The sequence below is a fragment of the Olleya sp. YS genome (assembly GCF_029760915.1).
Classification (GTDB): domain Bacteria; phylum Bacteroidota; class Bacteroidia; order Flavobacteriales; family Flavobacteriaceae; genus Olleya.
Map to the genome: position 1 here is coordinate 2,747,164 of NZ_CP121685.1, position 22,510 is coordinate 2,769,673.

General features: G+C 31.9%; 18 protein-coding genes. 13 read left to right on the top strand and 5 right to left on the bottom strand.

Annotated elements, in window-relative coordinates:
• The first annotated feature begins 56 nt into the window (after positions 1-56).
• Positions 57-434 (top strand): DNA topoisomerase IV, encoded by a 378-nt coding sequence (locus Ollyesu_RS12530; RefSeq protein WP_279301564.1) that lies wholly within the window; start codon positions 57-59, stop codon positions 432-434.
• Between the two features lie 3 nt (positions 435-437).
• Positions 438-1,223, top strand: coding sequence for a TerC family protein (locus tag Ollyesu_RS12535; RefSeq protein WP_279301565.1), 786 nt, complete (start codon positions 438-440; stop codon positions 1,221-1,223).
• Between the two features lie 31 nt (positions 1,224-1,254).
• Here the strand turns inward: Ollyesu_RS12535 and Ollyesu_RS12540 are convergent, their stop codons facing one another.
• The 4 genes from Ollyesu_RS12540 to Ollyesu_RS12555 form a co-directional block, all read right to left on the bottom strand.
• A complete protein-coding gene (locus tag Ollyesu_RS12540) occupies positions 1,255-3,936 on the bottom strand; it encodes a DNA gyrase/topoisomerase IV subunit A (protein WP_279301566.1) in 2,682 nt (893 codons plus the stop codon).
• Positions 3,937-5,796, bottom strand: coding sequence for a DNA topoisomerase IV subunit B (locus Ollyesu_RS12545; RefSeq protein ID WP_279301567.1), 1,860 nt, complete (start codon positions 5,794-5,796; stop codon positions 3,937-3,939).
• Between the two features lie 153 nt (positions 5,797-5,949).
• Positions 5,950-7,044, bottom strand: a complete 1,095-nt coding sequence (ychF, locus tag Ollyesu_RS12550) for a redox-regulated ATPase YchF (protein ID WP_279301568.1) — start codon at positions 7,042-7,044, stop codon at positions 5,950-5,952.
• 133 nt (positions 7,045-7,177) lie between these two features.
• On the bottom strand, positions 7,178-7,531 hold the full coding sequence (locus tag Ollyesu_RS12555; protein WP_279301569.1) for a 4Fe-4S dicluster domain-containing protein: 354 nt from the start codon (positions 7,529-7,531) through the stop codon (positions 7,178-7,180).
• Positions 7,532-7,608: 77 nt separating this feature from the next.
• On the opposite strand from Ollyesu_RS12555, the gene Ollyesu_RS12560 reads away from it, so the two are divergent.
• Positions 7,609-8,673, top strand: a complete 1,065-nt coding sequence (locus Ollyesu_RS12560; protein ID WP_279301570.1) for an acyl-CoA reductase — start codon at positions 7,609-7,611, stop codon at positions 8,671-8,673.
• 50 nt (positions 8,674-8,723) lie between these two features.
• Here the strand turns inward: Ollyesu_RS12560 and Ollyesu_RS12565 are convergent, their stop codons facing one another.
• Positions 8,724-12,272, bottom strand: coding sequence for a hypothetical protein (locus tag Ollyesu_RS12565; protein ID WP_279301571.1), 3,549 nt, complete (start codon positions 12,270-12,272; stop codon positions 8,724-8,726).
• A 209-nt stretch (positions 12,273-12,481) separates the two neighbouring features.
• Between Ollyesu_RS12565 and serC the strand changes: the two genes are divergently transcribed.
• The 10 genes from serC to Ollyesu_RS12615 all read left to right on the top strand — a co-directional run bounded on the left by serC (position 12,482) and on the right by Ollyesu_RS12615 (position 22,416).
• Entirely contained in the window at positions 12,482-13,543 is a 1,062-nt protein-coding gene (serC, locus tag Ollyesu_RS12570; RefSeq protein ID WP_279301572.1) for a 3-phosphoserine/phosphohydroxythreonine transaminase, read from the top strand.
• A 127-nt stretch (positions 13,544-13,670) separates the two neighbouring features.
• A complete protein-coding gene (locus Ollyesu_RS12575; RefSeq protein WP_279301573.1) occupies positions 13,671-14,633 on the top strand; it encodes a D-2-hydroxyacid dehydrogenase in 963 nt (320 codons plus the stop codon).
• A 112-nt stretch (positions 14,634-14,745) separates the two neighbouring features.
• The gene (locus Ollyesu_RS12580; protein WP_279301574.1) at positions 14,746-15,384 is read left to right on the top strand and encodes a DUF937 domain-containing protein; all 639 of its coding nucleotides are present in this window, start codon (positions 14,746-14,748) and stop codon (positions 15,382-15,384) included.
• Positions 15,385-15,484: 100 nt separating this feature from the next.
• Positions 15,485-15,916, top strand: coding sequence for a DUF6146 family protein (locus tag Ollyesu_RS12585; RefSeq protein WP_279301575.1), 432 nt, complete (start codon positions 15,485-15,487; stop codon positions 15,914-15,916).
• 36 nt (positions 15,917-15,952) lie between these two features.
• Complete coding sequence (locus Ollyesu_RS12590) at positions 15,953-16,441, top strand: DUF6787 family protein (RefSeq protein ID WP_279301576.1); 489 nt, start codon at positions 15,953-15,955, stop codon at positions 16,439-16,441.
• Positions 16,442-16,771, top strand: a complete 330-nt coding sequence (locus Ollyesu_RS12595) for a hypothetical protein (RefSeq protein WP_279301577.1) — start codon at positions 16,442-16,444, stop codon at positions 16,769-16,771.
• 32 nt (positions 16,772-16,803) lie between these two features.
• On the top strand, positions 16,804-19,203 hold the full coding sequence (locus Ollyesu_RS12600) for a TonB-dependent receptor (RefSeq protein ID WP_279301578.1): 2,400 nt from the start codon (positions 16,804-16,806) through the stop codon (positions 19,201-19,203).
• Positions 19,204-19,218: 15 nt separating this feature from the next.
• Entirely contained in the window at positions 19,219-19,794 is a 576-nt protein-coding gene (locus tag Ollyesu_RS12605) for a type 1 periplasmic binding fold superfamily protein (RefSeq protein ID WP_279301579.1), read from the top strand.
• Between the two features lie 190 nt (positions 19,795-19,984).
• Positions 19,985-21,301 carry a serine hydrolase gene (locus tag Ollyesu_RS12610; protein WP_279301580.1) on the top strand — a complete coding sequence of 439 codons (1,317 nt, stop codon included), beginning with the start codon at positions 19,985-19,987 and terminating at the stop codon, positions 21,299-21,301.
• A 275-nt stretch (positions 21,302-21,576) separates the two neighbouring features.
• On the top strand, positions 21,577-22,416 hold the full coding sequence (locus Ollyesu_RS12615; protein WP_279301581.1) for a GLPGLI family protein: 840 nt from the start codon (positions 21,577-21,579) through the stop codon (positions 22,414-22,416).
• Positions 22,417-22,510 lie beyond the last annotated feature (94 nt).

The window sequence follows — 22,510 nt, forward strand, 5'->3', positions numbered from 1 at the left end:
ATTTTCAAAAATTTAAAATAACATTTCATTAATTTTGTATTAAATACACTTTAATGATGAAGCACTCTTTTTTATTTCTATCTTTTCTCATATTATTATCCAGTTGCTATAACGTAGAACGAGATTGTAGCGATTTTAAGACTGGATTGTTCTACAGTGAAGTAATTATTGACGAAAAGATATACACCTCAACTTTTGCCAGAACAGATAGTTTGCAAGTTGAGTTTTATGATGGAAAAGTAGATAGTACACACATAAGATGGATTAATGACTGTGAGGTTGTTTATAAAACTATCAACCCAAAAAATATGGCTGAGCGTAAAGATGTACACTTGAAAATATTGAAGACAACTGATTCCTCTTATACTTTTGAGTACTCATACGTTGGTGAAAATTTAAAGCAAAAAGGAATAGCTTACAAGAAAAAACAATAAACTATGATAGAATTTTTCACCTCAAGTGATGCCATTTTTGCATTATTAACTTTGACATTTCTTGAAATAATTTTAGGAATTGATAATATTGTTTTTATTTCTATAGCTGCTAACAAGCTGCCAGAGGAACAACGTGGAAAGGTGACTAATATAGGATTAATACTTGCAATGGTGCAACGTATAATTTTACTGTTTTTTGTGTCGTTTTTAGTTGGGTTATCAAAACCATTTCACATCATCGAGCTAGATTGGATGCACTTAGAATTAAGCTGGCAAGCTATAATACTGTTTTTTGGAGGCTTATTTTTAATTTATAAATCTACTTCAGAGATTAGAGAAAAAGTAGAAACTCCAAAACATGATGAAGATGAAGTTAAAGGAAAAGTTATTAAATCACTACAACAAGCCATTGTGCAAATTTTGATTATTGATTTTATATTTTCTATAGATTCTATTTTGACAGCAGTAGGAATGACAAATGGTCTATCAGACAATCATAATTACAATTTAGTATTAATGATTATAGCTGTAGTAATCTCTATTATAATCATGATTGTTTTTGCCAATAAAATTAGACGCTTTATAGATAACAATCCAAGTATTCAAATCTTAGGATTATCGTTTTTAATTTTGATAGGTTTTATGCTTATTACAGAAGCTGGTCACTTGTCACACACGACGTTCTTTGGTAAGACTGTAGGTGCTATTCCTAAAGGTTACTTATATTTTGCAATAGCATTCTCATTATTTGTAGAGTTTTTGAATCAGAAGGTTGCTAAAAAGAAATAAAAAAGTCTCAATTTATTGAGACTTTTATTAGTTAAAACATGGTAACTTGACCTTTATCGTCTAATCCAAAATCTGAATCGTCTTCATCTTTTTTCGGTAATGACTCATCACCATTTTTAACTTCTGTTGGATTATCAGAATCCTTAGTTACTGTGACTTCATCTACCACCTCAAGCTCTTCTGCAGGAGTTTCCTCTGGAGCTTCATAAGGAATTGGGTCTAAAAGATTAATCTGATTTACCTTATGCTTGGTTAATTGATTACCTAGAGCTGTTATCCCTTTAATAGCGATAAAGTCTTCTAAATTTATGGTTTCATTGTCACGTCTATCTTTTCCCCTTTCTTTAGTAAATTCGATATCTGCAACAGGCTTCCAGTCTGTAGAGACAATTTCTAATTGCGAATTTGGATGATCTGTAATAAAGGATTCTTCTTTATTTTCATTTTCAACGACAAAGCGCTTAACAAAATACTTTTCTTTTTCGCCATCAAAATAAATAGCAGAAATAGGTTTTTTTGGCACCCATTTTTCTAAAATAATCATATCATCATCAAAATGCAAAGTCACTTCTGGCGTGACTGTTTTGGCAACTCCTTTTTGATTGATTATCAACAGCTTATCTTCACCTCTAAATTCACCAATCAATTCTCCTCTACCATCAACATTAAGTCTCTGAACCGTATCATCAAACCATATTTTTCGAGGTTTTAAAGTTGAAATACCTTTTTCTTTTAATTCTACAGATTTAATAGCGTATTTAGTAACCACATTACCTTTGGACGCTCGACCTTTAATTAAGATATCTGCAAAATCTAAGTCCCATTTTAATTTTTTAATGCTTCCAACCTGACGCAAACTAATAGTCACAACTTCTGCTTCACCATTAGGATTTGCAGAGAAATACCATAGTTTAGACCCTTTATTTCCATTGGTCAAGTCGTATTCTTTATCTCTAGTAATAGAGGTTACAGCAAAACGCTTAACAAATGATGCACCTTTGGTTCCATCACGATAAATCATATTGTAGATGGTACGCTTGTCTTTCTTTTTAAAGACAGCAACATGAATAATATTTTTACCAATAAAGGTTTTGCTATCCACTTTAGTTACCATCATTTTACCGTCTGCAGTAAATGCAATAATATCATCTATATCACTACAATCGCATACATACTCGTCACGACGCAAGGATGTACCAATAAATCCTTCTTCTCTATTAACATATAATTTGGTATTGCGTATAACTACTTTGGTTGCATCAACGTCTCCAAATGTGCGAATTTCGGTTTTACGCTCTCTTCCTTTACCATACTCCTTTTTTAATCTAGTAAAGTAGGCTATGGCATAGTCTATTAGATTTGCTAAATGATGTTTTACTTCTGCTATTTGGTCTTCTAAAGCATCAATTTTTTGTTGTGCCTTATCGATATCAAACTTAGAAATACGCTTAATTCTAATTTCTGTTAAACGTGTAATATCTTCAACAGTAATAGCGCGTTTTAAATGTTTAATATGTGGTTGAAGTCCTTTGTCAATTGCATTAATGACACCTTCCCAAGTTTCTTCTTCCTCGATATCGCGATAGATTCTGTTTTCAATAAAAATACGTTCTAAACTTGCAAAATGCCACTGCTCTTCTAACTCGCCTAGCTTAATTTCTAACTCTTGTTTTAAAAGCTGGACCGTATTGTCTGTAGAGCGACGTAACATTTCTGTGACACCAATAAACAAGGGTTTATTATCTTCAATGACACAGCCTAATGGTGAAATAGAACTTTCACAACTTGTAAAAGCAAATAAGGCATCAATAGTTTTATCTGGAGATAAACCTGAAGGCAAATGAATTAGAATTTCTACCTCAGCAGCAGTATTATCTTCAATTTTTTTAATCTTTATTTTGCCTTTATCATTAGCTTTTAAAATTGAATCTATAAGCGAAGATGTAGTAGTCCCAAACGGAATTTCTGTAATGGCTAATGTATTTTTATCAACCTGAGAAATTTTAGCACGAACACGTACTTTTCCTCCGCGTAATCCATCATTATAATTAGAAAAATCTGCAACACCTCCTGTTGGAAAATCTGGTACAATCGTAAAACGTTTCCCTTGAAGATGCTTAATAGAAGCCTCAATTAATTCTATAAAGTTGTGTGGTAATATTTTAGTTGATAATCCTACAGCAATTCCTTCTCCTCCTTGTGCTAATAATAGTGGAAACATCACAGGAAGATTGACAGGCTCTTTGCGTCTACCATCATAAGAGGCTTGCCATTCTGTAATTTTAGGATTATAAACAACATCTAATCCAAATTTTGAAATCCTAGCTTCAATATAACGTGATGCAGCTGCACGATCTCCTGTTAGGATATTTCCCCAGTTTCCTTGGGTATCAATCAGTAAATCTTTCTGACCAATTTGTACCATTGCGTCTGCAATACTGGCATCACCATGCGGATGGTATTGCATTGTGTGACCTACAATATTGGCTACTTTATTGTACCGTCCATCATCCAAATCTTTCATGGAATGCATGATACGACGTTGTACAGGCTTAAAACCATCTTCTATTGCTGGTACAGCACGCTCTAAAATTACATAAGAAGCGTAATCTAAAAACCACTCTTTATACATACCAGTAATTCTGGTAATGGTTTCTTGTGGTTCTTGGTGTTCTATATTGTCGTTAGTTAGGTCGTCGTTGTCTTCTGTCATTTATTTTTCCTCCTCAATTAAATCTAATTCTACTTTTAGATTATCAATAATAAACTCTTGTCTGGTTGGTGTGTTTTTTCCCATGTAAAACGATAGTAATTCTTCAATGGACATATTATCGTCTAACATGACTGGATCCAATCTAATATCTTCACCTATAAAATGTACAAACTCGTCTGGACTAATTTCACCTAAACCCTTAAATCGTGTGATTTCTGGTTTTGGTTTTAATTTTTCTATTGCATTGATGCGCTCTTCTTCAGAATAGCAATAAATGGTTTCTTTTTTATTACGCACTCTAAACAATGGTGTTTGCAGTATATATAAATGTCCTTCTTTTATTACCTCAGGAAAAAACTGTAAAAAGAATGTGATTAATAATAACCGAATGTGCATCCCATCGACATCTGCATCTGTTGCTATAACTACGTTGTTGTAGCGTAAGTCCTCTAGAGATTCTTCTATGTTTAATGCAGCTTGTAGTAAATTGAATTCCTCATTCTCATACACTATCTTTTTAGTTAATCCATAACAGTTTAACGGTTTTCCTTTTAAACTGAAAACTGCTTGCGTATTGACATCTCTAGATTTGGTAATACTTCCGGAAGCCGAATCTCCCTCAGTAATAAATAATGTACTTTCTAAATTACGCTCGTTTTTAGTATCTCCAAAATGAATACGACAATCGCGTAGTTTTTTGTTGTGCAAACTTGCTTTTTTTGCTCTGTCCTTTGCCAGCTTACGGATTCCAGATAATTCTTTACGCTCACGTTCTGCTTGTAAAATTTTACGCTGAATTTTCTCTGCTGTATCTGGATTTTTATGAAGGTAATTATCTAAATGTGTTTTTAAAAAATCGGTGACATAAGTACGTACCGTTGGTAAGTCGCCACCCATGTCTGTAGATCCTAATTTGGTCTTTGTTTGACTTTCAAAAACAGGCTCCATTACTTTAATAGCTATAGCACTAACAACCGATTTACGTATATCTGATGCGTCATACTGCTTTCCAAAAAAGTCACGAATAGTTTTAACCAAACCTTCTCTAAACGCATTTAAGTGTGTACCACCTTGTGTGGTATTTTGACCGTTTACAAAACTGTTATATTCTTCGCTATACTGTGTTTTACTGTGTGTTATCGCGACTTCAATATCATCACCACGAAGGTGAATAATTGGATAGAGCAAATCGGATTCTGCAATCTTTTCTGCTAATAAATCTTTTAAACCATTTTCGCTATAGTACTTTTCTCCGTTAAAAACTATGGTTAAACCTGGATTTAAGTACACATAATTTTTAAGCATTTTAACCACATACTCGTTTCTGTACTTATAGTTTTTAAATATGACATCATCTGGAACAAAAGAGACTTTAGTTCCTTTACGTCTACTGGTTTCTTCTAAAAATTCTTGATCGACCAAGTTACCTTGCTCAAAATCTGCTGAAGCACTTTTACCATCTCTAGACGATTCAACTCTAAAATAAGAGGATAATGCATTTACTGCTTTGGTACCTACACCATTTAGACCTACAGACTTTTTGAAGGCTTTAGAGTCGTACTTACCACCAGTATTCATCTTGGACACGACATCTACAACTTTTCCTAACGGAATACCACGTCCATAATCACGTACAATCACCTTGCTACCTTGTATGGATATCTCAATGGTTTTACCTGCTCCCATGACATACTCGTCAATAGAGTTGTCTAGTACTTCTTTAAGTAGAATATATATACCGTCGTCTGGAGACGATCCATCTCCAAGCTTACCAATATACATTCCTGGACGCATTCTAATATGTTCTTTCCAGTCTAACGAGCGTATATTGTCTTCGGTATATTTTGTTTGTTCTGACATAAAATTTAGGTGCAATTTTGAGATAGGTTGCTAATATAATATAACGCTTTAAAAAATGAAACTGTGCGCTAATAAAGTAATTAACAATAAAAAGCCAATGTTGTTGAGAACATTGGCTTAAATCTATTTTTTAGTAAAATTTTAGTTTAGTAGTTACACATTAAATAAGAAATGCATAACATCTCCATCTTTAACTATGTAACCTTTACCTTCTACACGCATTTTTCCTGCTTCTTTTACTTTGGCTTCGCTTCCGTATTGTACATAGTCGTCGTAACTAATAACCTCTGCTCTAATAAATCCTTTTTCAAAATCCGTATGAATCACTCCTGCAGCTTGTGGACCTGTTGCGCCTATGTTAACTGTCCAAGCACGCACTTCTTTGACACCAGCAGTAAAATAGGTTTGCTGATTTAATAATTTATAAGCAGAGCGAATTAGTTTTGCAGAACCAGGCTCTTCTAATCCAATATCTTGTAAAAACATTTGACGCTCTTCGTAATCGTCTAATTCATTAATATCTGCTTCTGTACCTACTGCTAACACTAATACTTCAGCGTTTTCGTCTTTAACTTTGTCTTTAACTAAATCCACATATGCATTACCAGTTACAGCACTTCCTTCGTCTACATTACATACATACATGACAGGCTTGTCTGTGATAAATTGTAGTGGTTTAACGTAAGCTTTATAATCTTCTTCAGAAAATTCTAATGCTCTAATAGATAATCCAGCTTCTAAAGCGTCTTTTATTTTTAATAATACAGCCTCTTCTTTCTGTGCCTCTTTATCTCCAGTTTTGGCAGCTCTTTTTACTTTATCCAATTTTTTTTCGACTGTTTCAAGATCTTTAAGCTGCAATTCCATATCGATAGTTTCTTTATCTCTTATAGGATCTACATTACCATCAACGTGTACAATATTATCATTATCAAAACAACGTAAAACGTGAAGTATAGCATCTGTTTCTCTAATGTTTGCCAAAAACTGGTTACCTAAACCTTCTCCTTTACTGGCACCTTTTACTAATCCAGCAATATCAACAATCTCTACTGTAGCTGGTATTACACGCTCTGGATTAACTAAGCTTTCTAACTTTTCTAATCTTGGGTCTGGTACATTAACAACACCAATATTAGGCTCGATGGTACAAAATGGGAAGTTTGCACTTTGTGCTTTAGCGTTAGATAAACAATTGAATAAGGTTGATTTTCCTACGTTTGGTAATCCTACAATTCCTGCTTTCATAAATGTGTGTTATTTTGATTTCCGATATATCGAAATTCTAATCATTTTTTGCGATTGCAAATGTACATATTAATACAATAAAAAATCCCAAGTATAAACTTGAGATTTTAATTTAATTAGCGATTTTTATTATTTATCCATCAGGATGCATAAATTTTTGTTTCCCTAATAATGTTTCTTCACTTTCTACATAGTCTTCATCTGGCACACAACAATCTACAGGACATACTGCAGCACATTGTGGTTCTTCATGAAATCCAACACACTCCGTACATTTATCAGGAACAATGTAGTAAATTTCGTCACTTATTGGCTCTTGCGCTTCATCCGCATCAACTTCTTTACCGTTAGTCAAGACTAACTTTCCTTCTAGGCTTGTTCCATCCTTGTATCTCCAATCGTCAGCTCCTTCATAAATTGCTGTATTCGGACATTCAGGCTCACAAGCTCCACAGTTAATACATTCGTCTGTTATAATAATTGCCATAGCGTATTTTAAATCTTTTTGTTTACTTAACTTTGCTGTGCAAAAATAAAGCCAAAAAAGGTGTTATACAAATATTAATGAGCAACAAAGAGAACATAACAGAAGCTTTTATACAATTAGGTCGTTTTTTAAGTCAATTTTCCTCTCATGGCATAAAAAAAGATGAAACCATTCTGCACAACGACTTGTTTTTTGATGGCTTTAAGCATCAAATTAAAATTGCAAAAGAAAATAACGGTTGGTTTACCCAAGACAATATAATGTTTGCTTTGGAAGGTTGGAGCAACCAGTTAACAGAAGATAAGTTACACAATTGGCTCAAGCCTTACACATTAGAGCATGTTAAACCAAAAACAGTAGCTATTATAATGGCTGGGAATATTCCTTTAGTTGGATTTCATGATTTTTTGTGTGTATTAGTTTCTGGTCATAATGTACTTGTTAAACAATCCTCAAATGATAAGCATTTATTACCTTTTATTGCTAAATATTTAGAATATATAGCCCCAAGTATAAAGGGAAAAATAAAAATTACTGAAGATAAACTAGACAATTTTGATGCAGTTATTGCTACAGGAAGTAATAATACTGCACGATATTTTGAATATTATTTTAAAGACAAACCTTCAATAATTAGAAAAAACAGAAATTCGGTAGCCATTTTAAGAGGAAATGAAACCAAAGCAGAGTTAGATTTATTATCTGAAGACATTTTTAGATATTATGGATTGGGATGCAGAAACGTTAGTAAGTTGTTTGTTCCAAAAGATTATAATTTTGATGCTTTTTTCAAAGCAATGTACAAATGGAATGACATCATTCATGAAAACAAATACGCTAATAATTACGATTACAACAAAGCGGTGTATTTAATGAGTGAATTTGATATGCTAGAAAATGGCTTTTTAATGATTAAAGAAGATCAAAGTTACGCTTCACCAATTGCTACAGTATTTTACGAGTACTATCAGTCTAAAGAAGCATTAAAACAAAAAATTGAAACAGACCAAGACTTAATACAATGTGTAGTGGCAAATGGTTTTAGCGATTCAGAAATTGCTTTTGGAATGACACAAAAACCAGAGCTTGATGATTATGCAGATGGAATAGACACTATTAACTTTTTAATTAATTTAAAATAAAAAAAGAGCTTAAAATAATTTAAGCTCTTTTAATAACCGATATAATTAACTTACAGTTTGTTTAAAATATTTGTTGAAGTTATCGTACCAAATAATTTTGTGATATTAGAAATCATTAAATCATCAGATTGAATACTAGTTGAAGGTTTAATTCTTATTGCTTCCTTAAATGTAGCAGTATAAGATTTATCAATTTTTTTACCATCAATACTACCAGATATTTTAATTGGCAAATTACTACTAACACCTTTGTTTGCTATCTCTAATCCAGATATACCTTGCTGAAGGTTTAAAGAAACTGCCTTATTGGCTTTAACCAAAACATTATCAATTTCGACTTTTAAATAATCGTCTTTAACACCTAGTTTTCTGGTTATCTCTAAATTAAGTGTCTTATTAACAGGTGATTTAAAATCTATATGACAAGCATTAGTATTTAAATTATTGACCTTAAAAGTATTCTTCTCGTTATGTTTGATTGTTGAGTTGAACTTAATTTCTGTTAACCCACTTCTGACTAAATACTCAAGTTTTCCATTTTTACTTCCTTTTACCTCATGGATAAAGTTTCTGTTGTTATTTAGTTTAGTAATACTTTTTAAATGATCTTTTAAGCCTCTATTTAAAGTGCTACTTACAGAAGTATCATTTAAAATATGGTGCGCAGAACGATTACCCAATACTGATCTAGTATTAGTATTCATTGTCATTGTAGTGGTGTTTAAACCTCTAATAACTCTGCTACTTAATAACGTATTAATATCTAGTGCTGAAGGATTTACAACTTCAGAATTTACAGATGAAGAGACAAACTTTTCGTTTCTAATTAAGATTTGTCCTGGTTTAATATTAAGACCAGCATCAAATCCTGTAAATGATGCAAAAAACTCTTCAGGTTTTCTTCCAGACTTTAAAACTGCTTTAGCTCTGCTACCATTACCATCTAAATCTTTTCCGTTAGCATCTTTAATGGAAACAGTTTCAGCATCATCAGCCAGAATCAAAATTGTACCTGAAAGCAATAATAAAATAGCATCCCAAACAGGTGTACGCTGATCACCATCTAATATACAAAATGGCATATAATGTAAACGTCCACCAGACCAAGCTCCACCAGTATATCTACTACTACCATTATACACAAATGTGTTGTTGTCAGGATTAACATCTATGCATTTGGTATTATCACCAGGGAAGTTCGGATCCATCACTTTTATTTTCCATGGTTTACTACTTGTATCCCAAGCATAAGGCATAATACAGTGTGGTGCACCTGAAAAGTCATAATTCTGTGAGAGGCAAATTACAGGATTGTTTCCACCTCTAAACTTGTTTCTAGTTTCTGTAAATATATCTTTTGGATCGTGTGTGTTTCCTGTTACAAATTGTCCTAAAAACCACCAAATTGGTCCCGCTCCTACTTGAAACGTATGTTTTATATTAATCTCGTTTACAGATGTGTTATTCTTTTCTACTTGATTTAAAGGCTGATTAAGTAAGCTTCTGTTTTTTCTAGCATAAATAGCTTCTAGAGACATACCAAAACAGTTTCCACCACTAGCAATACCTTTAACTACCCATTTGTAAAATAGTGTACGTAAACCATCTAAAACATCCCACCACTCTGTCTCGCTATCAACATCTCTATAAGCAGCTGCATATTGATTTCTTGAGATTATAGCAGTTCTAAAGTTTCTGAATTTCCACCATTTTTCAATCTCTGTGAGGCTATTTATATTTACTTTAGGTCTAATAGACCATAGTAATGAGCTAATTCTTGAAAATGACTGATTAAACACCAAATTAGGCTGATTGTAACCCCAAGCATTTGCAGCATTAAGTATAGTTTGCTTATTCCCTAATTTGTCATCATCTCCTCCAAATGCACCATCTTTGTCTCTTATATCAATAAAAAAAGAATAGCTTTGATTGATTTTATTTGGGATAATTTCAACTGGAAATGTTAAATTAGGATTGATTATATTTCTTTCTGGATAATTTCCACTGTTTGGATGACGTTTATTATATAGTGTTGTGTTTCCTCTTTTTATTTTAACATAAAAGTATAAATCATTTTGTCCCATTCCAAATCCTTCATTTTCTCTAGAATGTATTCTTTGCACTCTAATTTTAAAAGGTAAAGCCACCTTGATTGTATTAAAACCACCAAACCATAAAATACTTCCTTTTTCAAAAGTGTTTATTTTACCTGAACGATGCGGAATATTAGATTCGTCAGAGGTTGGAAAACCAAGCTGACTACAAGGACCATTTAATTGATGATATTTTCTTCTAATATCTCCATGCACTTCAAAAGCACCTACACCACTTTTCCAGTAAATAGTACAATGCTCAAAAGATGAAGACTTACCAATTGTACGCCTTCCTTTTTTAACATCACTTTCGTTAGACGTAGGGAATCCAAACTTTCTGGGACCACCAAGTCTTAAGTATTTTGCCAATATAGCTCCATGGACTTCATGTGCTTTTCCTGCTCCATTTTTATAATACATTCTACATTTTTGAAACTCTTGCTCCTTACCTCCAGAAATAGCTTTAACTCTTTTTTTAGGAAATCCAAGTACTTTGGATCCTCCCAAATTTTCGTATTCAAGATAAATCTTATCTAAAACAGGGATTGCACCTGTCTGTCTTGACCAATAGATACCACCTTTACTAAAAATACTTTTTCTTCCACTGGTATTGGTTGCTTTAGATTCGTCAGTGACTAAAAAGCCTAAACTAGATTTATTGGTCATACTTTTAAACCTATTATAAATAGAGCCATGCATCTCAAATGCACTTCCTGCAGTTTCATGATACATGATAGCACATTTTTCATAAAAGGCAGTATAAGATCCTACAGCAGTATCGTACTTAATTTTTTTAAGCAATGCTCCAGTAGCTATCGTTTTTTTAATAATAGCATGCTTGTAGGTAATATACCATTCTGCATCTGCTCGTTTTTCGTCCAATAGACTTTCAAATTGAAGAGGTATTTTATTAAACCACTTTAAAGCTGCTAATGATCCATTTAATTGATTTCGATTACCGTCAACCCAAGTTCCTAAAAATAATTTTTTTGTTGCTTTAAGATCTATTTTTCCATTAGGCAAACCATGTACGCCAATCAAACTTTGATCTACAAATAACGCTAAAGTGTCAAAATCATAAGCTAAAGTTGCAGTATACCATTTATTAATAGATAACTCTTTTTTAAATTCCGAGCTAACTTGACACCAACCATGTTTAGTACTACCGATGCTTGCGTTTAAAATAAAGCGCCCAGATCTTGCAGCTTTATTTGCTGACATAGAAAATGGTAAGAAAGAAGACTCCATTATATTTTGTCTAGCTGTTACATTACCATTAATTTTAAATACTATTTGAATACAAAACTGTTTACTGTTTGGATTTAGTCCATTTAAATTGACAATTCCACCAGAGTTTTTAAGTTTTATAGCTTTAGGTAATTTACCAAATAAAGAGGTGCTAGGACCTTCTACTTCTTCGATATTTGTAAATGTTGCATTAAAGTTGCCAACATCACTTTGATTTACATTTGATGTAAATTTTAAGTCTAATAATAACTGTTCCATTGTTCTAGTTTTAAGATTAATAACTATTGTTTAATCTTAAAAAATCTAAAAGGTTAACATCTTTTAGATTATTGTTGGATTCCTTTTAACTTTTGTTAAAAACAAGGTGGATAAATTATCATATTATTAATCAATTTTAATACAATAATTAGCACCTTTGTATTTCTAAAAAATAATATCTGTGTAAACAGAGAACAAAATATGTAATCATGCAAAAACATAATTTTAGCGCAGGTCCTTGCGTTTTACCTCAAGAAGTTTTACAAAAAGCATCACAAGCCATACTTGATTTTGACAATGGATTATCTTTAATAGAAATCTCTCACAGAAGCAAGCCTTTTGTAGACGTCATGGAACAAGCCAGAGCTTTAGCATTAGAATTACTTGGTTTAGAAGGCAAAGGCTACAAAGCTTTATTTTTACAAGGTGGTGCTAGCACACAGTTTTTAATGGTTGCACAAAATCTATTAGAAAAAAGAGCAGCTTATTTAAATACTGGTACATGGAGTGACAAAGCTATTAAAGAAGCTAGAATTTTTGATGATATATTAGAAGTTGCCTCTTCAAAAGATGCAAATTTCAATTATATTCCAAAAGGCTACGAGATTCCTGAAGACCACGATTATTTTCACTGTACGTCAAACAATACCATTTTTGGAACACAAATGAAAAGTTTTCCAAATTCACCAATTCCAATGGTTTGTGATATGAGTAGTGATATTTTTTCTCGCACTTTAGATTTTACGAAATTTGATTTAATATACGCAGGAGCACAAAAAAATATGGGTCCAGCAGGTACTACTTTAGTAGTGGTTAAAGAGGATATTTTAGGTAAAGTATCACGAAAAATCCCTTCTATGTTAGACTATAAAGTGCATATTGATAAAAGTAGTATGTTTAATACACCTCCAGTTTTTGCAGTTTATACATCTATGTTAAACCTACAATGGCTAAAAGACTTAGGTGGAATTGCTGCAATCGAAAAAGAAAATGATAAAAAAGCACGATTAATGTATTCTGAAATTGATTTAAATCCTTTGTTTAAAGGTTTTGCCGCAAAAGAAGATAGATCAGATATGAATGCAACATTTACATTAGTAAACGAAGATTTAAAAGAAACTTTTGACACCATGTGGAAAGAAGCTGGAATTAATGGATTAAATGGACATAGAAGCGTTGGTGGTTACAGAGCTAGTATGTATAATGCATTATCATTAGATAGTGTTAAAGTACTTGTTGAAGTAATGAGTGAACTAGAAAGTAAAGCATAAATAGTATCAAGTGTATAGTAATAAGTAATTAGTCCCTTATTATTTAAAAAAATATAAATTAACTATAAGTTGAATTTAATTGTATTCAAAACTCTTAACTTTTAACTTTTAACTTTTAACAGTAATAATGAAAGTATTAGCAAACGATGGTGTATCACAAAGCGGAATAGACGCTTTAGAAGCTGCTGGCTTTGAAGTCAACACAACAACAGTTGCCCAAGAACAATTAATTAATTACATAAACGAAAAAAACATTACAGTTTTATTAGTAAGAAGCGCAACAACTGTAAGAAAAGATTTGATAGATGCTTGTCCAAGTTTAAAAATTATTGGACGTGGTGGTGTTGGTATGGATAATATAGATGTTGAATATGCAAGAGAAAAAGGCTTGCATGTTATTAATACTCCTGCAGCTTCATCACAATCTGTTGCAGAGCTTGTTTTTGCACACCTTTATGGTGGAGTAAGATTTTTACACGATGCCAACAGAGCTATGCCTTTAGATGGAGATACACAATTTAAAAAACTAAAGAAAAACTACGCTAAAGGTGTTGAATTAAGAGGAAAAACTCTTGGTATTATTGGCTTTGGACGTATTGGACAAGAAGTAGCTAAAATTGGTTTAGGCGTTGGTATGAAAGTGATAGCTGCTGATAAATTTATTGAAAAAGCAGATATTAGTGTGGACTTTTTTGATGGACAATCAGTAAAGTTTAACATAGCGACTCAGCCAATGGAAGATATCTTAAAACAATCAGATTTTGTCACTTTACACGTACCTGCTCAAAAAGATTATGTTATTGGTAAAGCAGAATTTGATTTAATGAAAAATGGTGCTGCCATTATTAACGCTGCAAGAGGTGGTGTTGTAAACGAAGTAGAACTAGTTAATGCACTAGAGAGCGGAAAATTAGCGTTTGCAGGCTTGGATACATTTCAGGATGAACCAACACCTGCTGTTCAATTATTAATGAATGGTAGAATATCATTAACACCACATATAGGTGCAGCTACAAATGAAGCACAAGACCGAATTGGGACAGAATTAGCAACTCAAATCAAAAAATTGCTTTTGGACGATAAAAACTAACCGTTTATAGATTAAATTAAGCAACTTAATTTTTTAAAAAGCTTCATCTAAGGATTGAAGCTTTTTTTTGTACCTTTCAAATCCATATAACTATAAATTTAAATTAACAAAAATGGCAGGAATATTAGATTTACTAAACTCTGATTTAGGAAAAACAATTATTAGTGGTGTTTCAGGATCTACTGGAACAGACCAAGACAGAACTGGAAGTGTATTAACTATGGCGTTACCAGTTTTAATGAAAGCTATGGAGCGTAACGCTTCAACACCAGAAGGTGCAGAAGGACTTTTAGGAGCTATTAAAGGTAAACACGATGGTAGTATTTTAGATAATTTAGGCGACCTATTTGGTGGAGGCGTAAATGAAGAAGTGGTTAATGATGGTGATAAAATCTTAGGACATGTCTTAGGCGGTAAAAGAGAAGGTGTACAACAAGTAATTGGTCAAAAATCTGGTTTAGATGCAGGATCTGTTGGAAACATTTTAAAAGTCGCTGCTCCTATTTTAATGGGTGTTTTAGGTAAACAAGCCAACCAAAACAATGTAAGCTCTACTAATGATTTAGGTGGATTACTTGGAGGTTTATTAGGTGGAAACCAAACTAAAAATGAACAAAGCTTCTTAGAAAAAATATTAGACGCAGATGGAGACGGAAGCGTTATTGATGATGTAGCTGGAATGGTACTTGGAGGATCAAAGAAAAAAGGAGGTCTAGCTGGATTATTAGGAGGTCTTTTTGGAAAGAGATAAACTCAATTTAACAATACCTTAAAAAGTCAAACTAACGTTTGGCTTTTTTTTATGACTATAAAATTAAATAATTTGTATTTTTATTTAAAAAGTAATGAGTATGAAAAATTTTATTTTAATAGCAATTATATTATTAATAGCATTAAGTTGTGGTACCAATAAAAATACTACAAATATGGAAAAACCACCTGTTCAAGTTGGTGATACCATAAGTATATCAAGCGATAAGACAGAATATGAAATACTTATCATAGAACCAGGTTTTAATGCTTGGTTAAATAGCATTGCACAGCCTAAGGGATATTATTCTCAAGAGTATTTAGAAAATAGAAATGTATTTTATGTCAACGAGTGGAACAGTCGTGTTAATCAAAGAAGACGCTACAACGCAGACTTATACGAATTACCTATTGATTATAGTCCAAATATAGATTATGGTTACGATGTTAATTATCAATTGTATAACTACTTTATTTACTTTCAAAATAGATATAAACAAAATCTTTTAGGTGGACGTGTACCTCCTAATTAAAGCCATTTCAATATCTTTGCAAAGTTAAAAATTGCAATGGAAAAATTTAAAAAGCGTTGGGATATCCAACACAATTGGCAACTTATATTCCCTGTTTTAGGAGTTATTGGTTTATTGTATTCTGGATTTAAATTAGCTAAGCTATTTACAACCAACAATCTAATTATTGTTTTATTAACAATTGCTATTGCATTTATACTATTAAAAGTCACTTTATTTTTATTTAAAAAATTAGAAACTAAATGGAAAGTGACTTATAAATGGGAAATGATTCGCATATTTATAGTCTTTGCGGTAACCGGAAGCTCTTCGCTATTTGTAGGAAGACCATTAATTAAATGGTTAGGAATTACTAAAGAAAACTTAAATATTACGCTTTATTGGATTTTATATGTTATTATTGGATTAGTTTTTTACCAGATACTATTAGTCTTTTTTGGTTGGCTTGCGGGACAACATAAATTCTTTTGGGAATTTGAAAAAAAAATGCTTCGTAGATTTGGTTTGGGAAAATTAGTAGATTAATTGAAAACACAACAAAACATAATCATTAAAATTCTTTCAGTAGTAGTCTTACTAGCTGTACTTTTTCCTTCTGCTGTAAAATTTGCTCATGTATTGGAACAGCACGAACATGAAGTGTGTATAGATAACTCTACCACACACATGCATGAAGTTGATTTTGATTGCGAATTTTATAAATTTAAACTTACTACACAATATTATTCTTTATTAGAGTCTGACGACTTAATTTTAGAAGACAATTACTCCAAAATTTGTAATACATCTTATAACTTTCGTTATAATCATCAGCAATTATCTTACTCACTTCGTGGTCCACCACAATTAGTTTAAAATAAGTCATTATTTAAACTAATTTTTTTACAATGAAATATTATATAATGGTCTTGTGCTGCTGTGTTTTCAGTTGGTCACAAGGTCAAGATTGCAATTCTACACTATCTGGAGAAGTGCTTGATTTTCATGATGGTACACCAATTATAAATGCTGTTATCTTCATAGAAAATCTTAATACATATACAACTACTGATGTTAATGGAACGTTTTCCATTAATGATCTATGCAATAATCAAATCGTGATTGAAGTGTCCCATTTGGCATGCGAAACCAAGAGTTTAGATGTTAATATTGATGGTGATACTTTTTTAAAAATTAATTTAGAACATCATATTGAAGAATTAAATGAAGTTAATGTCAAAGGTGCTTCTGGTGCTAAATTAACTAAAACATCTCAAGAAACGCTTCTAAAATCTGAAGCTATAGAACGCTACAGTTCACTTAGCTTAGGTGATGCTATTAAACAGATTAGTGGTGTGTCATCAATTAATACAGGTAATACCATAGTAAAACCTGTTATTAATGGCTTGCATAGTAGTAGGATTATTGTAATGACAAATGGTGTAAGACTTCAAGACCAAGAATGGGGAATTGAACATGCACCAAATGTAGATTTAAATACAGCAGGAAGTATTAGTGTTATTAAAGGCGCAAACGCTTTAGCTTATGGTGGAGATGCAATAGGTGGTGTTATTGTATTAAAACCATCTAAAATTAGTTTAAAAGATTCGCTTTACGGAAAAACTATAATTAGTGGTCAAACCAATGGTAGAGGTTATAATTTAAATACGTCACTAACCAAAACTTATAAAAAAGGTTGGTATATAGGTGCTCAAGCATCTACCAAACGTTTTGGAGATTTTGAAACACCAGATTATATATTAACCAATACAGGATTAGAGTCCAAAGGATTTTCAATTAATGGTGGTTTTAAAACCTTTGAAAAAGGATTTAATGTTTACTACAGTTATTTAGATAATAATATCGGCATTTTAAGAGCCTCTCATATTGGAAATATCGAAGATTTAGTGAATGCGATAAATAATCAACAACCATTGGTTATTGATGATTTTAGTTACGACATAAATGCACCAAAACAAGAAGTAACACATCAAGTTTTAAAAACAGAATTTTATAAACGCTTTAAAAGTTTTGGTCAATTAGACGTACAATACGATTATCAGAATAATCAACGTTTTGAGTATGATATACGTGTAGGAGACGATAGAGACAAGCCTGCTGTAGATTTAACCTTAAAAACACATACCTTAAAAACGAGTTTAAAATTAGATGCTAAAGACAATATTATATACAAATTTGGTGTCAATGCTGGTTATCAAAATAACTTTGCTAACCCAAGTACTGGTGTTAGACGTTTAATTCCAGATTATGATAGGTATGACTTAGGCGTATTTGCTATTTCTGATTTAAGAATAAACAACAATATCAATTTAGACTTTGGTATGCGTTATGATTTTGTGCAAATAGATGCCAAAAAATTCTACATAACTAGTCGTTGGAATGAACGTGGATATAATTCTGATTTTTCAGATATTATTATTGATGAAGTAGGCACACAATTACTTACAAATCCGGTTTTTAATTATCATAATCTATCTGCTTCTGTAGGTATATCTTATCAACTTAATGAGTTTAGCAGCTTTATGTTTAATTATGGTTTATCAAACAGAGCGCCTAACCCATCCGAATTATTTAGTGATGGTTTACATCACTCGGCAGCTAGGATAGAATTAGGTGATTTACGTTTAGAGCAAGAAACATCCAATCGTGTTTCTGGAACTTATAATTACAGCAACAAGGCAATTACATTAAATATTGAAGCCTTTTACAATCATATCAACGATTATATTTTTATAGAACCTACAGGAACAGAACAAACCATACGTGGTGCTTTTCCTGTATGGAGTTATAATCAAACCAATGCTGCACTATTTGGACTTGATATTTCTGCTAATTATAACTTTAATGACCAGTGGAATTTAAACAATAAGTCCGCTTTTATTAAAGGTAGAGATGTTAGTCAAAATCAAGCGTTAATAGATATGCCTTCATTTAAAACTGTAAATAGCATTGGGTACTCTAATAAAAAATGGTTAGACTTTAATGCAGAATTGCAAAGCGAGTTGGTTTTACGTCAAAACGATTATCCAAATAATAATTTTGAAGTCTTTATACCAACAACCCAAGAGATGGTATTGGTAGACGTTAGTACGCCTCCTCCAACCTATCACTTATTACATTTACAAGGTGATGTCACATTAGATTTATCTAAAAACACCAACTTAAATATTGGCCTGAATATGACTAATATTTTTAATACAAATTACCGAGAAAACCTGAATAGATTAAGATATTTTGCTGATGATCTAGGAAGAAATATCATGTTACAATTAAAATTAAATTATTAACAAAACACATTTATAATGAAAACTTTAAAACAATTATCACTTATACTTTTAACAGCAATCGTATTTACAGCATGCTCAAATGACGATGATGCAGTAAACCCAGAACCAGTTAACGAAGAAGAGGTTATTACAACACTAACAGCAACGTTAACACCTGTTGGTGGCGGAACCACTGTAACACTAAAAACACAAGATTTAGATGGTGATGGGCCAAATGCACCAGTTATTACTGTATCATCTCCATTAACCATTAGCACTGTTTATAATGCAAGCTTAGTATTAGAAAATGAAACAGAATCTCCTGCTGAGTTAATTAATGAAGAAATCGAAACAGAAGATGATGAACACCAATTTTTCTATCAAGCAACCAACGACATTGCGACGTTTACCTATCAAGATTTTGATGGTAACGGAAATCCATTAGGTTTAGAATTTACCTTAACCACTGCTGCTACAGCTGGTTCAGGGACTATTACAATTACCTTGCGTCATGAGCCAGTTAAGGATGCATCTGGTGTTAGCGATGGTGATATTACAAATGCAGGAGGAGAAACAGACATACAAGCTGTTTTCCCTGTAACATTACAGTAAACAAATACATATATTTTTTAAAATCCCTTTAATTGATTTTAAAGGGATTTTTTTTGTTACACAAGCAAATCTGAACTTGACTTTTCTATATTTTTAAGCTAACTTCGAACAAATACTAACTGCTGATAAAAACATTAAAAAGATGTCTTATCAGCTTTTAGTTATAGCGCATTTAGAACAAAATACATTTATGAAACAAATTTCATTATTATTTCTATTACCTATCCTTTTCATTTCCTGTAAGGATAAAAACAGACAAACAGCAGAAACCAAACTACAGCCAACTACTGAATTAAATAAGAAAATAGATGAATACTTTTCCGCTCTTTCAAATATTGGAAAATTCAATGGAGTTATTTATGCCTTAAAGGATGATATCGAAATCATTCATAAAGCTTACAACTTAAATACGAATGAAAGAAGTACAACTTATGTGAACATAGAAAGTCAATTTGATATTCATTCCGTTTCCAAATTAATGGCTCATTACTTGATTGAAAAATTTGAACTTGAAGGAAAACTTAAAAAAAGTGATTCAATCACGAAGTTCATTCCAGATTTTCCAAAGGGCGACAAAATAAACTTAGAAATGTTGCTCAACCACACATCAGGACTTCCAAGAGGGTTTGAAAATATAGAAGGAGATGCAATCAAATTAGCACCTGATGAAATAATTGAGTATGCAAAAAAACAAAATTTACTTTTCGAGCCTGGAACAGATAAACAATATTCAAATGTTGCGTACGAAATCATCTATTTGCTTATTGAAGACATTTCAAATAAGACATTTGCTCAATGTCTATCTGATGAAGTATTCCAACCATTAGGTATGAATAGATCAGGAGCACATTTTTATCTAAAAAATAAAAATCTAAAAAACTTAGCTAAAAATCACGAAAAAGACGATTCAGAAATTGTTAGAGTGGACAATATATTACCTGATGAACTAAAAACAGCAAGAATATTTTCAACTGCTTCAGACTTAAACAAGTTTTTGAATTATATAAAAACCGAACCCTATGCATCACTATTAAAAAATAAACAGAGTATAATAGAGAAAAGCGGAGGTTCTGACGGTATAAGAGTCGAAATCTACACTAACCTTGAGCATAATTACAATTTCATCTTTTTAGCAAACTATGAAGAAGTTCCATTTCAAAAAACGGTAGAAGACTTTGCAAATATTTTAGAGAACAAACCTTATGAACTACCTAAAGAACTGAATAGACAATCTATCGAATTATCTAATGAAATACTAAATGAATATGTTGGAGTTTATTCATTCGCTGATATGGGAAATTTAGAATTGACCTTTAAAATAGAAAACAATAATTTGGTTGTTTTTCAAGATGGAGAGCAAATAGCTACATTAAAAGCTGAATCAAAAAACACTTTTTTTGACGACCCGAAGGATCCAGAATCGTTTGAATTTATTGACAATATAGATGGTAGCTTCAGCGTGTTAATGGGTTGGAAAGGTGTAAAATTAAAAGGGATAAAGAAATAACGCACTACAACACGGTGTATAAGTAATAGCGATTTAAGAGATTAAAGGAAAGACAAGTATAAAACAAAGGTCAATGCAAAACCGAAAGGTTTGTGAGTAGAATTTCATTACTACTAATGCATTAGACCATAAGTATCTATTCGAAACCACTAAAAATTTAACTATTAAAATCAATCACCATTTAAAAGCATTATTGTGTTAATATTATGATAAACACTATTATTTTGTTTAACTTTTATTTATTTTTGATAAACAAAGTTTAAACAAATATAGTTATGAAATTCTCTTTTATTAAAATTAGTGCACTATTTCTATCGTTACTATTTACTATTTCAAATACTGAAACTATAAATTCAACCGAAGATTTTCAGGGTAAAGCCTATTATATATCTAAATCTTCCATGGACTTAGGACGTTGGGGAGCACGTATGAGCGAGGCTCAGAAAAAACAAATCAAAGCGCGTTTAAAAAACAGACTAGAAAAAACATATATACTTACTTTTAACAAAGAAGAAGCAACTTTTAAAGAAGAAGATAAAATTGACGCACTATCTGGTGCTACGGACTCTTGGGGAAAAGCATTTACTGCTGGTGAACAATACAGAAACATAAAAAACAAAACACTAATCCAACAACAAGATTTTTACGGGAAAGTCTTTTTAGTAAAAGACTCGTTAATGACTATACAATGGAAAATGAGTGGCGAAAGTAAAACAATAGGACAATATAATTGTTTTAAAGCGACTGCACTAATCCCAACATCAGACTTAAATTGGTATAATTTTTCGTGGAGCGAATTAAGAAACAATGAATCTAAAGAAGACGATGAAAATACTGAAACTAGTATAGAAATGACCCAAATTGAAGCATGGTACTCTCCACAAATACCTGTAAGCTTAGGACCTTTAGAATATTGGGGACTTCCAGGATTAATTTTAGAAGTTAGTGATGGTAAAACCACCATGTTGTGTTCTAAAATAATTATGAATCCAGGCGAAAAAGAAAAAATAGAAGCTCCTAAAAAAGGAAAAGAAGTTATAAAAACAGAATACAAAGAGATTATAACTAATAAGATGATTGAAATGAGAAACAATAGAGGTCGTCGTAGAGGTTAAAATGAAAAAAGAAAAATTTAGATTTTAAAAAGAGGACAACAGTCCTCTTTTTATTTATTTTTGCTCAAATAACACACACATTGTTTTTATTATA